Raw genomic sequence first — 15,340 nt, forward strand, 5'->3', positions numbered from 1 at the left:
TTGTTTTTAATTAAGGTGCCGTTGTGTCTGCCGCCGCAACGGCCTGAAAAAAGGAACCGTCGAATCAGAAGCTTCCCGATTGTTCCGGTCGCAAAACCGTCGCATTCTTCCGGTAAACGCGAAAAGCGCAACCGGAGGTTTCATGGACAGACGGAAATTTCTCAAGCTCGCCTGTGCCGGGGTGCCCGCCCTGGGCGCGCTCAGGGCGGCGGAAGCGCGTGCCGGGGGCGGCAACGCCCCTCGATACGCAATGGTCATAGATCTCAGAAGGTGCGTGGGCTGCCATTCCTGCTCGGTCTCCTGTTCCGTGGAGAACCGGGTCCCGGTGGGGAAATACCGCGCCTCGGTGGGTGAGTACGTCATCGAGGGCGCGAATCCTACGGTGGCCCCGCTGCCCCGGCTCTGCAACCACTGCGAAGAGCCAGCCTGCGTGCCGGTCTGCCCGGTGCACGCCACCTACAAGAACGCGGACGGACTGGTCCTGGTGGACAGCGACAAGTGTCTGGCCTGCGGTTTCTGCGTGCAGGCCTGCCCTTACGATGCCCGCTATATCAACCCGGAAACCCGTTCCACGGACAAATGCACGTTCTGCGTCCATCGTCTTCAGGCCGGGCTGCTGCCCGTCTGCGTGGAGAATTGCGTGGGCGGGGCGCGCGTCTTCGGCGACATGAACGATCCCGAAAGCCTGGTCAGCCGGACCCTCAAGGAGCACAAGGGCGCGATAAAGGTGCTGGCCCCGGAAATGGGCACCAAGCCCAATGTCTATTACGTCAACCTGAACGCCTTCCTGGAAAGCCCGGCCAATGTCGGACTGCCCATGGCCGAGGGCGCGATGCCGGTGGGAGGTGGATATGCCTAGGGTGATTGAACTGGTCAACGTGCCCCCGGCCATAACCTGGGAGATCCTGGAGCCGCTCGCCCTGGCCATGCTCACATCGGCGGCCGTCGCGGTCCTGCTGGCAGGGGGGCTGACCCTTGCGGGAAGGAGCGGGGAAGGCCGCAGGACGTTGTTCGCCACGGGCATCGCCTCGGCCATGACCGGCATGGGCGCGCTCGCGCTGTCCCTCGGCAATCCCTTTCATCTGTATATGTTCATGGTCTCGCCCTCCTTCAGTTCCTGGACGACCATCGGCACCTTTTTGCTGCCGGTGTTTCTCGGCGTGTCCCTGCTGGCCCTGTACTTCGATGCGGACGGCGATTCCCGTTCCCGGTTCGTGGCCGGGGCGGCGATGTTTCTTTCTTTGGGAGTGCTGACCTACGCTTCGCGCGAAATCGGCTATTTGCAGGGCCGGGTCATGTGGACTTCCGGGATGCTGCCGGTTGGCTTCGCGCTGGCCGGGCTGTCGGGCGGCGCGGGGCTTGCCGCGCTGCTCGGCGGACTTCGGAGGCAGGCCGCGCCCGGCTGGCTGCTCCTGACAATGAGCGGAGCGTCCCTGTTGTGCGCCGGAGCCGGTTTCCTGCTCACGCCGCCCGAAGGGTACGTTCTGGCCGCTCCCGGGGCCTGGACCGCGCTTTCACTGATCGGCGTGGCCGGGGCTGTGCTCGGCCTGATAGCCGTCAAGGCGCGGGGACTGGCGTTCCTGGCCGGGCTGGCTGGCTACGGGGCGGGACTCGGTTTCTTTATCCGGCTCATTTTCCTCGGTCAGGCGGTTCCCCGCAAATCGTTCACCGCCGTCGACGCGGGCGCGGCGGCCCATCTCGTCTCGGCTCAGTCCCTGCTGTCCATCGCCGGAAGCCTGGTCTTCCTGGTGGGGCTGGGCCTGGTCCTGAAATCCCTTTTCAGCAACGTCGTCACGGTGAGGAAGGAGCATTCACATGGATAAAGACAGACGCGAACTCGTCAGGAACGGTCTCGCGGCCGCCGGGCTGGGCGTTCTCGGCGCGGCTGCGCTTATCAGGCCCGGCAGCGCGGAAGCCGAATCCGTGACCGGTGCGGCCGAGGACCCGAAAAAGGTCTCCCCCCGGTCCCTTCCGCCCGAATACGAGCGCACCCCTGACGGTGAGGTCAGCCTCGGCAAGGGGAGCCGCATCGCCTTTAACCAGTGCTGGGGGTGCACCACCTTCTGCGGCGTGCGTCTGCACATCGACGAGGCCACCGGCAAGGTGGTCCGGGTGGCGGGCAACCCGTACAACCCTCTGTCTCACGAGAAGCACTTCCCCATGTCCATGCCGGTGAAGGAGGCGCTCGACCGTCTCTCCGCCGACAAGGACATGGGCCATGCCCAGCGGTCCACGGTCTGCGGGCGCGGGGCGGCCATGTTCGAGGCTTCGGACAGCCCGTTCCGCATTACCCATTGCCTCAAGCGCGCGGGCAAGCGCGGCGAAAACAAATGGAAGCGCATCCCCTTCGAGCAGTTGTTGGAAGAGGTGGTCGAGGGCGGTGATCTGTTCGGCGAAGGGCGTGTGGACGGCCTGCGCGCCATCCGCGAATCCAAGGGCCCGGCCAACCCCGAGCACCCGGAATTCGGTCCCAAGAGCAACCAGTTGCTTCTGACCTACGCCGTGGACGACGGGCGCAGCGATTTCTTCTTCCGACGGTTCGGCATGAATTCCTTCGGCACCAAGAACTTCGGCAAGCACGGGGCCTACTGCGGCCTTTCCTTCCGCATCGGTTCCGGCATGTTCATGGACGATCTGGCCAAGAACGCCCACATCAAGCCGGACTACGCCAATTGCGAGTTCGCCCTGTTCTGGGGCACCGCGCCGTCCCAGGCCTCCAACCCGTTCAACCGTTCGGCCCGGCTCCTGGCTTCGGCCAGGACGGACGGCAAGCTGCATTATGCGGTCATCGACCCGGTGCTGCGTATGCCCGCCTCGGACGCGGTAGGCGAGCGGGCCAAATGGGTGCCGATCACCCCCGGCATGGACTCGGCGCTGGCCATGGGCATGATCCGCTGGATCATCGAGAACCGGCGGTACGACAGGAATTTCCTGGTCCGCCCCAATGAGGCCGCCGCTGTGAAAGCGGGTGAAATCAGCATCAGCAACGCCACCTATCTGGTGGCCCGGTCCGGCGGGTCCAGGGGAAAGTTCCTTCGGGCGGTTCAACTCGGCCTGGGCGGCGAGGAGGAATTCGTTGTCCTGGACGCGGCCACCGGCAAGCCAGCCTCTTCGGAGAAGAGCGACGAGGGCGTGTTGGAGTTCCGTGGGGAAATTACCCTTGCGTCGGGCGAAACCGTCGAGGCGGCCACCTCCTTCGAGCTTCTCAAGGAGCAGGCCATGGCCCATGAACTGGACGAGATGTCCGACCGTTGCGGCGTGTCCGTGGAGCGGATGATCGAACTGGCCCGGGAGTTTACTTCCCACGGCAAGAAGGCGGTTGTGGACGTGCATGGGGGCATGATGAGCACCTCGGGCGCCAATGCCACCTTCACCGTGCTGACGCTGAACACGCTTATTGGAAACATCAACGCCAAGGGCGGCATTTCGGCCACGGCGGGCAATTTTCACGGCCCCGCCATGAAGGGGCCGAAGTACGACCTTGAAGGATTTCCCGGCCAGGTCAAGGCCAAGGGATTCCCGGCCATCCGTTGCCGCGCGCCGTATCAGAAGTCGACGGAGTTCAAAAAGAAAAAGGCCGTCGGTCAGAACCCTTACCCGGCCTTGTATCCCTGGTACCCGTTCACCCCGCCGAACATGCCCGCCGAGCACCTGCTCAGCCATGTGAACGGCCACCCGTTCCGCTACAAGTGCTGGATCAACTGGACCGGCAACGTCATCTACGGCCACGGCGGCCTCCAGCGGGCCGTGGACGAAAGCCTCAGGGACCCGAAAAGCCTGCCGCTGATTATCGGCATCGACACCTTCCATAACGAGACCAACGCCTATGCGGACTATCTCGTCCCGGACCCGTGCATGTTCGAGGGGTGGGGCGGATTCTCCGGCGCATGGTCCGGGGTGTTGACCAAAATGTCCACGGCACGCTGGCCCGCCGTGGAGCCCCGGCAGGAGAGGACGGCGGACGGCCGTCCTGTGTGCATGGAGCAGTTCCTCATCGAGGCGGCCAAACGCATGGACTTGCCGGGCTTCGGCGACAACGCTATCCCGGCCGAAGACGGCTCGGTCGACCCCCTGAACGGGCCGGAGGATTACTATTTGCGGCTGGCGGCCAACATCGCCTTCTTCAAGGGGCAGGAATTGCCCGCGCCGAGTGGGGAGGACGTCAGGCTGTCCGGCATCGAGCGCATCCTGCCGGATATCGAGCGCACCCTGCGGCCCGACGAACGAGGCCCGGTGGCAGCCGTGTACAGCCGGGGGGGCCGGTTCGCGCCGTACTCCAAGAGCTACGACGGCGAATGGCTGGGCGGGCGGTGGAAGCGGACCATGCAGATCTACAACGAGACCGTGGGCACTTCCATCAACTCCCAAACCGGCGAGCCGTACCTCGGCGTGGCCACTTTCATGCCGCCCAGGCTTTGCGACGGCAGCGAGCTGCGCACGGTCTGGACCGAGGCCGACTACCCCTTTGTCATGACCTCGTTCAAGTCTAACCTGATAAATTCCTACGCCGTCGTTCTGGATCGGCTGCGGGCCATCAAGCCGCTGAACATGGTCATGGTCAACGACAAGGACGCAGCCAGGCTCGGCCTGGTCCACGGCGACGAGGTGGAGATCGAAAGCCCGGCCGCCGCAGCCCGCGCCAGGGTGGTGGTCGGCGCCGTGGTCGCGCCCGGCGTCATCGCCGTGGAGCACGGCTTCGGCCACCGCGCCCTCGGAGCGGCGAGCGTGGAGGTGGACGGTTCGGTCATTCCGGCCAACCCGGGCGCAGCCAACGGCTTCAGCCTCAATGATCTCGTCCCGGAAGACCCCACCCGCCGGGGCGTTTCCACCCTACAGGAACACGAAACCGGCGCGGCCGCCCGCCAGGGCATCCCCGTGCGCCTGAGAAAGGTCGTCTGACCCAGTTCCCCCAATACAGTCAAACTCCCTTGATTGAAGGCCCTCGCGGAAACATCGTTTTCGCGGGGGCCTGTCTTCTGCGTCGGGACAGCCGTGGATTCATATGGAAACGGTCTGCGGGGCGGGTCGGTCAGCCTCCGAAGGGCGGCTTCAGAAGGGGAGGCCGACCATGACCCGGATGTGCCAGGTCTCCGGGGAAAAAGCGAAGTCGGCGCGGCCCAGGTAGTCGTTGATGAGCGCCGAGAACCGGACGCCTGCGTCGTACTTCATGTCGCGGTTGAGAGTGATGAGGTCCCACTCGTCGGCCACGCGGCCGAGCTCGCCGAAGAGCGTCACCTGGACCCAGTCGACCTTGGCGAACCGGAGGTCTTTCAGGGGATTCCAGCGGGGCATGTACCGGTATTCCAGCCCGTAGTAGAGGGCCGCGCGGTCGTTGAAGCGGTTGTTGTCGTAACCGCGCATCCTGTTGATGCCTCCCAGGGTCGCGCCTTCAAACGGCGGAGGTCTTTGGGAGGACAGCGTGCCAGCGGTCCAGACGTCGATGCCGATGACGCGCTGGCTGGCGGAATCCGTCGGGCCGAGGGAAAAGAACTTGCTCCATTCGGCTTCCACGGCCGTCCAACTGTCGCTGTGCGCGAGGGCGTCGAATCCGTGGGAAACGGCGATTTTCTGTTTGCTCCCCACTGTCGGATTGAGCGGGAAGTCTGTGTTGTCGTGGCGCAGCCCCATTCGGACACCCACCGTTTCAAAGACTTCCTCGTCGGAATCGCTTTCCTTGATGGTCTGGTCCCGAAAGAACGGGGTCACGTCGAGATAGGTCAGTCCTCCCGAGAGGGGATTCCAGTCGCCGCCCCCGGTGGCTCCGGTGGCCAGCAGGCCGTTTTTGAGGCGGTAATCGGCGATGGGATTTTCCGCGCCGCCGCCCCACGGCAGGACGTATTTGAACTTCGTTTCGATCCAGTTGTCGTGGCCGCGTCCGCTGAGCCGCTGGTCCTTTCCCGATGCGTTGCCGCCCGCGCCGTCCGGCCCGGAAAAAACCCATAGATGCGGGTAGGTGCCGAGGGAGCCGACGGTGTCCAGGAAGAGCCGCTCCGTGTTCCAAACCCGGTAATTGGACACCGCTCCCACTAGAACCAGCGCCTTCTGGGTCGATATGTATCCGGTTCCCGCAACGCTCATCTGACCGTCCTGGAATCCCGTGGCCCCGGCTCCGATGCCCACGGCCAGCCCGACCAGATCCGAACGGAAGGCGAAGGGGATCAGCAGTGAACGGGTGGTCTTTTCGCCTTCGGTCCCCGCCTTGCCGATGAGGGCCGGGCCGAAGCTTTCGGCCCGCGCCGGATCGGGAGGGCAAAAGACCGCGGATGTCCCCGCCAGGAGAAAAAGCAGGGTTCCGGTCAGGATTCTTGCGAAAAGCGTTTCGATCATCGGATGCGCCGCCGCTGGTTCAGATGAATTCAGGGGGGGCGCGCCGACCGATCCGCAAAAGGGTCGCCTATATCGTCCCCGCGACCGTTGTTAGCATTCCCGGCGCGAAGAGAAAACAGTTTCGTGCCCCGGAATGCGGCATCCCGGGGCGGGGAGAGCGGGTCACATGGTCTCGGGGAATTCGATGGCGTCCTGTGGGCAGACCTGGATGCAACTGCCGCACTCGTCGCACCGTTCACCGTCGACCCGGTAGACGTCGCCTTCCTCGATGGCCTTGAAGGTGCAGGCTTCGCGGCATTCTCCGCAGGCTACGCACTTGTCGGGATCGATGCGGACACCGGCCTGCCGGACGGTCTCTCCGCCGAAGGCGAAGCGCGAGCGCAGCAACTTGTGGTCGCGGTTTTCCATCTCGAAGTCGTAATCGAAGATTTCCCCTTTGCCCCTGAATATGCAGAAAAGCCTGATCGCCGGGTATCGTTCCGCATCCTCCAGGGCATATCTGTGCGGCTCGCTGCCGTCTTCCGCCTTTCTTCTCATTTCGTCTTCCTGGATTTCCCGGGCCTCGCCCGTGAGGCGCAGGAAAAAGCCTGGCCTCCAATACGGCTGGCCCACCTTGTTTTTCCCTTCCTTCCGGCCGGAGGGGTAAATCCCGCATATGGACACATGGGGGTTGCTTTTCAACTGGCGGTAAAAGGGCTTGATGTTCATCGTCAGGAAATAGATGCCCTCGTCGTCGCCTCCGCACACGCTGACGATTCTGCTGTGCATGGCACCGTTGTCGAGCGTGGTGAAAGTGAGGCAGCCGATCTTTTCGATGGCCGAATGGATCTCCCGCAGAGTCATGAGCCGTCTCCTATCTGGAAAATTGATGGTATTTGTTTCGCATTGAATCCCGAAAGGTCAACGGCGACGCGCCGGTTTCCCGCTTGAAGAAGCGTCCGAAATACGAGGGGTCCTCGAAGTTGAGGCTGAAACAGATTTCGGACACGCTCATGTCGGAAAGGGCAAGCAGTCTTTTGGCCGCCATTACCTGTTCGTTCCGCACGATTTGGCCGGGCGTGAGCCCCGTGCCTTCCTTGATGACTTCGTTGAGCCTGCTCACGCTGACGTTGAGCTTCCCGGCGTATTCCTGAATGTTGGTCTGGCTCGCGTACAGTTCCGAGGCCAGCCGTTTGAACCGGCGCACCAGCCGGTGTTCTTTCCGGACTTTCACCCGTGTCATCTCTTCCGCGGCGATGCGCTGCAACTGGATGATGAAGATGTGGAAGGAGGCCCGGAGCACGGACACGTATCCTTCGCGGCGTTCGGCGTATTCCTTTCGCATGGCGCAAAGCTGGGCCGCGATGGCGCGGCCGTGGGCTTCGGTAAGGCGGAGAGCGGGGGAGTGCGTGGCGGTGTGGAAGAATTCCAGTTCGGGAACGCCGTCCCCCAGCCCGCCTGAAGAGAGGAAGAAGTCTTCGCTGAACGCCATGATGAAGCCGTCCAGTTCCTCCTCGACCTGCCACAGGTGCAGTTGGCGCGGCGAAACGAAAAACAGCGTCCCCGGCTCGATATCGTAGTATTCGAAGTCGATGACGTGCCTTCCGCGTCCCCGGGTAACGTAGTGGACCACATAGAAGTCGTGGCAGTGCGCCGCGCTCAGGTCGCTGATCGGGCAGCCCGTGCCGACGGTGAAGGGCCATATCTCGAAGTTGGACAATACGTCGATGTGGTCCGCTGCCTTGTGTGTGGGTACTGCGCTCTTCATGTCCGCCACGATACCACGGACCGCGCCGATCGAACCAGCCATAAAAGGGTTCCCGGCTGTGCCGCCCGAACGCCATTCCATACTCGTTTCACCTTCCTTTTCGAGCAGGGACGCCCGGTCCGGCAAAGGAACCGGGCGTCCGTCGCGCTAGAATTTGCCGTTGCCGTTCTTCCAGGCGTCTCTGGGGAGGATTTCCTCGATGGTGTCCCAGTGCTCGACGAGCCTGCCGTTCTCGACGCGGAAAAGGTCGTAGAAGGCTGAGGGTTTGCCGAGGAATTCGCCTTCGGACACGCTGAGCACGAAGTTGCCTTCGCCGAGAATCATGTGGTTGGCGGTGTATATCATCGGGGTTCCGGCATCGGCCATGGCCTTCAGGGCGGCGCCCAGCGCTTCGAGTCCGTCGCCGATGGCGGGGTTGTGCTGGGTGTAGGCCGGGACGATGTAGTCCGTGATCTTGCCCGGATTGCCGCCCATGAGCACGTCCTTCACGAAGCCCTTCACGAGCGTTTTGTTCTCCTCGGTCTTGTCCCGGTCGGCGACGGAGGTCGGACCGTCAAACTGCGTCCGTCCGGCCGGATTAGCCGGGGCGATGGCCTGGAGGTTGTCCCAGTGCTCGACGATCAGGCCGTTCTCGAACCGGAAGATGTCGAACCCGGCCTTGGGGCCGAAGAAGTCGTACTCGGTGTGGAGGAAGACATACTCGCTGTCCTGGAAGGCGCGGACCACGCGGGCCTTGGCACTTCCGGCGGGGAGCTGGGCGAGGACCGCCCCGAAGCCCGCAAGGCCGTCGGCGACCAGCAGGTTGTGCTGGATGTACTTTTCGGGATTCACATACGAGACCGGCCCGCTGTCGCCGGATTCGATGCTCCGGATCAGGGCGACGGCCTTATCCTTGTGGGACAGGTCGGTTTCCCCTTCGGACCGGGCGTTTTGCGCGCCGCTTGCGACGACAAGGATGAGGGCCAACAAGAGGATCAGTTTTTTCATGGAATATCTCCTGGTTGTTTTATCGGGCGGGATATGCCGCGTTCAGGAAAAATATCCGGCCCCCCTCCTTGGAGAAAGGGATTGAATGGCGGAAGAGTGGCACTTTTGGCCGGTGAGGACCCAACCGGGGGGGGCGTTTTCAGGCGGACAGTCGTTGACGGCCCGCGCATCGGTTGTTCGATGCGCGGGCCGGGTGCGCGAGGGTGAAGGAGGGCGGCAGGGACAGCCGCTTTGGCGCGTGTCGCCTCAGCCCTTCCTGATGCCGAGTCTGGCCAGTCCGGCCAGGGAGGTCTCGCGGTAGCCGCATTTCAGGTCGCGGCCCGTCTCCGCCATGGTCTGCACGACCTGGTCGAAGCTGATGCGGTGCTCGCCGTCCGTGAAAAGGACGTACTCGGCCGCGTTGATGGCCCGGATGGCCGAGACCGCGTTGCGTTCGATGCAGGGCACCTGAACATATCCTCCGACCGGGTCGCAGGTCATGCCCAGATGATGCTCCAGGGACATTTCGGCCGCGTAGTCGATCTGCATGAGCGAGCCGCCGAACAGGTAGGCGGCCATGCCTCCGGCCATGGCGCACGCGGTCCCTATTTCCCCTTGGCAGCCGACTTCCGCGCCGGAGATGGAGGCGTTGGTCTTGACGATGTTGCCGATCAGGCCGCCCACGGCCAGGGCGTGCAGGATTTCCATTTCGCCCAGTTCATAGCTCTCCTGCATGGAGCGCAGGACAGCGGGGATCAGCCCGGCCGAGCCGCATGTGGGCGCGGTGACGACCTTGCCGCCCGAGGCGTTTTCCTCGGCGACGGCCAGGGCGTATGCGAAGGTCTTGCCCGTGCTGCGCAGCGGTCCGGACTGGGTACGGGCCTTTTTGAAGAACGTGCTGGCCTTGCGGGGATAATGCAGCTCGCCCGGCAGGACTCCCGTGCGTTTGAGACCGCGTTCTATGGCGTCCTGCATGGCTCTCCAGATGTCTTCCAGGAACGGCCAGAGTTCCGGCCCTTCCTGTTCCTCGGCGTACTGCCACAGCTCCAGGTTGTTCTCCTTGCAGTAGGCCGTGATGGCCGACAGCGAGGAGTGGGGGTACAGGGTCTTCGTCCCCCGGGTCGGCGAATCTGCTTCGGCGATGGTGCCGCCTCCCACGCTGTAAACCTCCCAGGAATCAATGACGCTTCCCCGGCCGTCCAGGGCCTCGAAGATCATTCCGTTGGAGTGGAAGGGACGCACGATCTCCGGCTTCCAGACGATTTCCGTGCGCTCGGTTCCCAAGGTCTGTTCGATGATCCAGTCCGTGAGATGCCCCTTGCCCGTGGCCGCAAGGCTGCCGAACAGGGTAGCCCTGTAGCGCGCGGCTCCGGGCGTGCGGTCCATAAACTCCCTGGCCGCTTTTTGCGGGCCCATGGTATGGCTGCTGGAGGGGCCGTTGCCTTTCTTGTAGAGCTCTTTCAGAGAATCCATTTCCTGTTCCGTTGTGAAAGATGGATGGGGCTGCCCGGGACGCGACGTCCCGGGCAGCGTTGTGGGAATGGGTTTATGCGGCGGTGTTTAGGACTGCCGCGTGACTTCCTTCAGGAGCTCCGCGAAGTAGGAGGCTCCCACGAGGATGCCGTGGTCGTTGAAGTCGAACTTGCTGTTGTGGAGGACAGGCGAATCATTGCCGTTGCCGACCCACACGAAGCACCCCTTGGTGTGCTGCATGAAGAAGGCGAAGTCCTCGCTTCCCATGGCCGGGAGTTCCTTGGTGCGCACATTCTCTTCGCCTACCACGCGGGCCGCGGCCTTCATGGCCGGTTCCGGCGTCGAGTTCACCAGCACCGGATGCTTCCGGTGGTAGGCGAACGTCGTGCGCACCCCGTAGATGGAGGCCAACCCGTCGGCCAGGCGGCCCAGGGATTCCTCGATGAGGTCCTGCACGCCGCCGTCGGTGGTCCGCACGTTGCCGCGAATGACCACCTCGTCCGGGATGATGTTGTACGCGCTGCCGCCATGCACCTGGGTTATGCTGATAACGGCCTTGTCGTGCGCCGAGACCTTGCGGGGGATGATCGACTGCGCCCCGCCGATGAAGTCGGCCACGGCGGCGAAGGGCTCCACGCAGAGGTCCGGGGAGGAAGCGTGCCCGCTCATGCCCCGGATGGTCACGTCGAAACGGTCTTCCGAGGCCATGCAGGCACCCGGGTGGACGATGATGTGGTTCTCCGCGTGCCCGGGCCAGTTATGCAATCCGAACATGAAGTCGATATTGAACTTTTCGAACAGGCCGTCCTCAATGATCTTGAGCGCGCCTCCGAATCCCTCTTCGCCTGATTGGAAGAGGAGAAGCGCCGTGCCGTCGAAGTCCCGGTGGTCAGCCAGATAGCGGGCGAAGGTCAGCATGGTGGCGGTGTGGCCGTCGTGGCCGCAGGCGTGCATACGTCCTTCGGTCCGGGATTGATAAGGCAGTCCGGTTTCTTCGGTGATCTCCAATCCGTCCATGTCGGCGCGGAAGGCGATGGTCTTACCCGGCTTGCGCCCCTCGACTGTGGCTATCAGCGAGTTGGCGCCGATGTCCTGGTAGCCGATGCCGAAGCTGTCGAGCTGCCCTTTCACGAATGCGGCGGTCCCGGCTGTTTCCAGTCCGATTTCCGGGCATGTGTGCAGGTGCCTGCGGATGGCCCGCATTTCTTCGAAACAGGCTTCGATCTCTGGGTTCAGAGGCATTTAGATCTCTCCAAGAGATTTGAGGATGATCTGGGCGATACCGGCCGAGGCGATGTAGGTGCCGGCCATGACGAACAGGCTGATGACCGCGATGCGCCAGCCGGTCGCCTTCAGGGCAGGCAGGTCCTTTCCGATGCCGACGCCCGCATAGGCGAGGATCGGGGTGGTCAGGGCCAGGAAGTTGACCTTGGAGACCCATCCCGCGATGACGGTGTTGCCGGGAACGCCGGGCATGGTCAGGATCATCCCGAAGGTGATGACGTAAAGGACGGCGGGCAGCTTGAAGACGTACTTGCTGGCCAGAATGCCGAGGAGCGAGATCGCCACGAGCACGGCCATGCCGGGCAGGGCGTCGATGATGCCGAAGCCGTAGCCGATCCAGTTGCCGACCAGGGTGATGGCGGCCACGATGACGAGGACGATTGCGGATTCCGTGATCTTGTTCATTACTAGGCCTCCTGGGTGGCGCCGTACCGGATGCGGTACACGATCTTATACAGTTTGTTGGCCAGGGGCAGGGCGATGAACATGGACATGTACAGGCCGTCCAACCCGGACAGGGTGTTGCTGGCCACGCCCAGCGCCTGGATCTTGTCGGCCATTTCGGGGTAGATGGCCGAGAGGCTGCCTACGGTGGCGGTCATCATGCTGGCCGATCCGACGCCTGCGGCCATGGCCAGGGCGTAGGGGTGGAACAGGTTCAGCGCGCTCAGGATGGAGGCGGTCAGGCCGAAGAAGATGGTGCCGAAGACCGTGCCGCAGATGTAGACGCCCATGACGCCCCGGCCTTCGGCGGAATCCAGTCCGTACACCTCGCCGATGAGGGCGACGTTGGGCTCGCGGGCGATGGAGTGGGCCGCGCCCACGGCCTCGCGCTTCAGGCCGAGGAAGATGGCGACCGGAATGCCGACGATCAGGGTCCCGATGTTGCCGAACTCCTGGAGGAGCAGAGCCGGACCGGCCTTGATGAGCTCAAGGATGTTCGGGCCGACCAGGGTGCCGTAGCGGGCCATGAGCAGCATGAGGGTCAGGGCGACCAGGGAGCTGGCGTGGCCCATATCCTTGTCGTTGACGACCTTGAGGAATTTCGGTCCCATGAACGTGCCGATGAGGACGGCATAGAGCATGGGGATCAGGACCAACATGCCCGGGCCAACGTTGAACTTGAGAATGCCGATCAGCTCGGAGCCGACCACCAGCGCGAGCACAAGCAGGTGGACCTTCACGTTTTTGATTGCGTCTACCATGGAATGTTACCTTTTGTTGGTTTGATTGATGCGTATCCGGCGCGGTCGGCCTCGCCCTCTCCCTCACTGGAGCGGGGAACCGCTTCCCGCCGGCCTCTCCCATTGGATTCGGACCTCTCTTCTTGCCCTCCCTTTCCATGTTGATGCGGTTGGATGTCTTATAACGGACACGTCAGAAATATGTCCGAAAATGCGTAAAACAAAAACCGCGTACGTTACAATTTTATTTGGAAAAGTTTTTTCGGACGCCCGACGGTGTGGGGAGCGCCCTGACCCACCACCGAAGCATGGCCGTTGTCCATGAATTTTTTCAGGACCCGCCTGGCGCTGCGTTCGCTGATGCCCAGACATGCGGCCAGGTCGCCGGAGTCGAAGGTGTTCTTGCCGGTTTTTTCGATGATGGCCCGGATGCGGTCCAGGTAGCGGGGCGTGGTGCCCATCTCCCTGGCGATGCGCAGCAGGGCGTTGTCCTCGACCCGCGTACGGTAAAGCAGCTCGTCCTCTTCCCCCAACGGGCCTCGAATGTGGTCGTCGTGGACGAGGAACAGGCCGCCTTCGGGAAGCTCGCGGCTGTGCGAGATGGCTGTTTGGGCGGATTTCTCCGCCTCATAGGCCGTGGTGCCGATGCCGATGCCCGAGCTGACGTTGATGCTGTTCTTGCGGCCCCAGTCTATGAGGAGTCCGAACATCTCCAGGTGCTCGGGGCTTTCGATGACGCCCCTGGTGGAGAAAATGACGTATTCACGCTTGCCGATGGTGAAAATACTGCCCTGGACGGCACGGACGTAATCGAGCAGCTCAAGGAAAAAGCGCCCTTCGTCCTTCATCCGGTCATATTGATTGGTGGAGTATGTTTCGTTGCGGCTCAATTGGATGATCTGGATGGCGATGCCTGCGGAGCGAAGCCCTTGGGCTGCGATGGCGGTCAGCAGGTGCTCTACCGTGTCGCGGACCTGCAGGGAGCTGGGCAACATGCGGAGCGCCGAGTGGCCGTGGGAAACCAGTTCCTGATACACTAGGCCGAAACCGGAAATGGCCAGGTCGACCTGGCCGGACTCCAGGAGCTCGCGGTGCCAGTCAAGGAAGGCTTGTTCCGGCGTTTTGGTCGAGAAGGGCATGGAATGAACCTGGCCGAAGGGAATGCCGAACTCCCGGACGACTTCATGCAGGATTTGATGCGTGACGCAGTCGATGCTGAGGCGGTCGAAGGAGATTCCCTGGCGGATAACTTCGGAGAAGGCGCGGATAAGGCTGTAGGCGCCGCGTTCGATCTTGGCGTAGGGCCTTGTCAGGATGCATCGGGCCTTGGCGGCTTCCTGGACGCCGATACCGGAGAAGAGCAGGCCGTCGCATTCCCTTTGGCATTGCTCTATGACTTCGTGGGTGTCTTCAATGCGCTCCCGGACGTATTCCCTGTACGGGACGTTTGGGAAGAACCGGACCATGGATTCCCGCATGATTTCCACCGAGTCGGAGGGACCGATGAGCGCGATTGTCTTTTTCATTACATGCCGGCCGGAAGCTGTTACAGGGTAGTTACGGTCTTGTCCGAAAAATGCCCGTAAATAGCTTTTCCTAGCCTTTCCGTACAAGCTTGTCAACAGGGGCGGCCCATATTCCCTGGGGAGCTGGCGCAGATGGGAACCTCTCCTTATATAATAGAAATAGCGCCTGGTCATGGAAGGCCGGTTCGGTTGCCTGGGAGGGGGCTGCAATTTGCGGGAGGCAAAACCTCCTGGCGGTGAGCAGGTGTCCATCAAGCCGGGGACTGCCGTGCACGGCCTGCTTCGCTGGCTTGAAACGATGTGAGGGGGGCTTAATGATGAAGGTTGGGGCGCAAGGCGGTGAAGGTGAAGTCGGGAATTGCCGCATTCGGAATAGGGAATCAGCCGCGATGGACTGGCCGGGGCGGTGGATCACGCCTCGCCGATCTGCCCTCAATTGCTACTCGCGACAGCGAAAGCATGAGGGGACAGGGGCGATGACGGGCGGATTGGTGCGTTTGATTGCGGCTGGAAATGGCTGTATGACGGGCTTTCCCGGGAGGTGGTGAAAAAAGATGAACCCGGGCGAAAAAAGGTGTTGACTTGGGAAGGGCTACGGCATAGTTTTCCCATCCCGCCAACGAGTGGGGTCAACGTCCGCTTCGACGAAAAAAAGTTGAAAAAAGGTGTTGACGGGGCGAAGCGAAAGGCTTAGCTTCCCCATCCTGCCTTTGGGTAGGACGACATCTGAAACAACGGAAAAAGTTGAAAAAAGGTGTTGACGGGGACGACGCGAAAGCATAGTTTCCCTCTTCCCGCCTGACGGCGGGACGTTCTTTGAGAAAAAGACACAT

The 15,340-nt window shown here is 62.6% G+C and carries 12 protein-coding genes; 3 read left to right on the forward strand and 9 right to left on the reverse strand.

What is annotated here, in order from left to right; translation table 11 throughout:
* Positions 1-142 precede the first annotated feature (142 nt).
* Genes PSN43_RS13270 through PSN43_RS13280 form a run of 3 tightly spaced genes read left to right on the forward strand, consistent with a single transcriptional unit; the run spans position 143 to position 4,899 of the window.
* The gene (locus tag PSN43_RS13270) at positions 143-859 is read left to right on the forward strand and encodes a 4Fe-4S dicluster domain-containing protein (protein ID WP_272701220.1); all 717 of its coding nucleotides are present in this window, start codon (positions 143-145) and stop codon (positions 857-859) included.
* Positions 852-1,823, forward strand: a complete 972-nt coding sequence (gene nrfD / locus PSN43_RS13275; RefSeq protein ID WP_272701221.1) for an NrfD/PsrC family molybdoenzyme membrane anchor subunit — start codon at positions 852-854, stop codon at positions 1,821-1,823. The genes PSN43_RS13270 and nrfD overlap by 8 nt, the downstream gene beginning before the upstream one ends.
* Positions 1,816-4,899: a molybdopterin dinucleotide binding domain-containing protein gene (locus PSN43_RS13280; RefSeq protein WP_272701222.1), complete on the forward strand. Its 3,084-nt coding sequence runs from the start codon at positions 1,816-1,818 to the stop codon at positions 4,897-4,899. The genes nrfD and PSN43_RS13280 overlap by 8 nt, the downstream gene beginning before the upstream one ends.
* A gap of 150 nt (positions 4,900-5,049) precedes the next feature.
* Here PSN43_RS13280 and PSN43_RS13285 read toward each other — a convergent pair whose 3' ends face one another.
* The 9 genes from PSN43_RS13285 to PSN43_RS13325 form a co-directional block, all read right to left on the reverse strand.
* Positions 5,050-6,327, reverse strand: a complete 1,278-nt coding sequence (locus tag PSN43_RS13285; RefSeq protein WP_272701223.1) for a BamA/TamA family outer membrane protein — start codon at positions 6,325-6,327, stop codon at positions 5,050-5,052.
* A gap of 162 nt (positions 6,328-6,489) precedes the next feature.
* Positions 6,490-7,170 (reverse strand): 4Fe-4S binding protein, encoded by a 681-nt coding sequence (locus PSN43_RS13290; protein WP_272701224.1) that lies wholly within the window; start codon positions 7,168-7,170, stop codon positions 6,490-6,492.
* Positions 7,171-7,180: 10 nt separating this feature from the next.
* Positions 7,181-8,116 carry a helix-turn-helix domain-containing protein gene (locus PSN43_RS13295; RefSeq protein WP_272701225.1) on the reverse strand — a complete coding sequence of 312 codons (936 nt, stop codon included), beginning with the start codon at positions 8,114-8,116 and terminating at the stop codon, positions 7,181-7,183.
* Positions 8,117-8,221: 105 nt separating this feature from the next.
* Positions 8,222-9,061 carry a nuclear transport factor 2 family protein gene (locus PSN43_RS13300; protein WP_272701226.1) on the reverse strand — a complete coding sequence of 280 codons (840 nt, stop codon included), beginning with the start codon at positions 9,059-9,061 and terminating at the stop codon, positions 8,222-8,224.
* Positions 9,062-9,307: 246 nt separating this feature from the next.
* Positions 9,308-10,513, reverse strand: coding sequence for an L-serine ammonia-lyase, iron-sulfur-dependent, subunit alpha (locus PSN43_RS13305; RefSeq protein WP_272701227.1), 1,206 nt, complete (start codon positions 10,511-10,513; stop codon positions 9,308-9,310).
* A gap of 87 nt (positions 10,514-10,600) precedes the next feature.
* Positions 10,601-11,755, reverse strand: a complete 1,155-nt coding sequence (locus PSN43_RS13310) for an amidohydrolase (protein WP_272701228.1) — start codon at positions 11,753-11,755, stop codon at positions 10,601-10,603.
* On the reverse strand, positions 11,756-12,202 hold the full coding sequence (locus PSN43_RS13315; RefSeq protein ID WP_272701229.1) for a hypothetical protein: 447 nt from the start codon (positions 12,200-12,202) through the stop codon (positions 11,756-11,758).
* 2 nt (positions 12,203-12,204) lie between these two features.
* Positions 12,205-13,002, reverse strand: a complete 798-nt coding sequence (locus tag PSN43_RS13320; protein WP_272701230.1) for a DUF3100 domain-containing protein — start codon at positions 13,000-13,002, stop codon at positions 12,205-12,207.
* A 215-nt stretch (positions 13,003-13,217) separates the two neighbouring features.
* On the reverse strand, positions 13,218-14,507 hold the full coding sequence (locus tag PSN43_RS13325) for a hypothetical protein (protein ID WP_272701231.1): 1,290 nt from the start codon (positions 14,505-14,507) through the stop codon (positions 13,218-13,220).
* Between the last annotated feature and the right edge of the window lie 833 nt (positions 14,508-15,340).

This window comes from Desulfovibrio sp. Fe33 (genome assembly GCF_028532725.1).
Lineage (GTDB): Bacteria > Desulfobacterota > Desulfovibrionia > Desulfovibrionales > Desulfovibrionaceae > Pseudodesulfovibrio.

What these genes read in the sequence shown, in the direction of transcription:
- PSN43_RS13320 (WP_272701230.1), bottom strand. Translation starts at nt 13,002, where the DNA reads ATGGTAGACGCAATCAAAAACGTGAAGGTCCACCTGCTTGTGCTCGCG.
- nrfD (WP_272701221.1), top strand. Translation starts at nt 852, where the DNA reads ATGCCTAGGGTGATTGAACTGGTCAACGTGCCCCCGGCCATAACCTGG.
- PSN43_RS13315 (WP_272701229.1), bottom strand. Translation starts at nt 12,202, where the DNA reads ATGAACAAGATCACGGAATCCGCAATCGTCCTCGTCATCGTGGCCGCC.
- PSN43_RS13325 (WP_272701231.1), bottom strand. Translation starts at nt 14,507, where the DNA reads ATGAAAAAGACAATCGCGCTCATCGGTCCCTCCGACTCGGTGGAAATC.
- PSN43_RS13295 (WP_272701225.1), bottom strand. Translation starts at nt 8,116, where the DNA reads ATGGCTGGTTCGATCGGCGCGGTCCGTGGTATCGTGGCGGACATGAAG.
- PSN43_RS13305 (WP_272701227.1), bottom strand. Translation starts at nt 10,513, where the DNA reads ATGGATTCTCTGAAAGAGCTCTACAAGAAAGGCAACGGCCCCTCCAGC.
- PSN43_RS13310 (WP_272701228.1), bottom strand. Translation starts at nt 11,755, where the DNA reads ATGCCTCTGAACCCAGAGATCGAAGCCTGTTTCGAAGAAATGCGGGCC.
- PSN43_RS13300 (WP_272701226.1), bottom strand. Translation starts at nt 9,061, where the DNA reads ATGAAAAAACTGATCCTCTTGTTGGCCCTCATCCTTGTCGTCGCAAGC.
- PSN43_RS13290 (WP_272701224.1), bottom strand. Translation starts at nt 7,170, where the DNA reads ATGACTCTGCGGGAGATCCATTCGGCCATCGAAAAGATCGGCTGCCTC.
- PSN43_RS13280 (WP_272701222.1), top strand. Translation starts at nt 1,816, where the DNA reads ATGGATAAAGACAGACGCGAACTCGTCAGGAACGGTCTCGCGGCCGCC.
- PSN43_RS13270 (WP_272701220.1), top strand. Translation starts at nt 143, where the DNA reads ATGGACAGACGGAAATTTCTCAAGCTCGCCTGTGCCGGGGTGCCCGCC.
- PSN43_RS13285 (WP_272701223.1), bottom strand. Translation starts at nt 6,327, where the DNA reads ATGATCGAAACGCTTTTCGCAAGAATCCTGACCGGAACCCTGCTTTTT.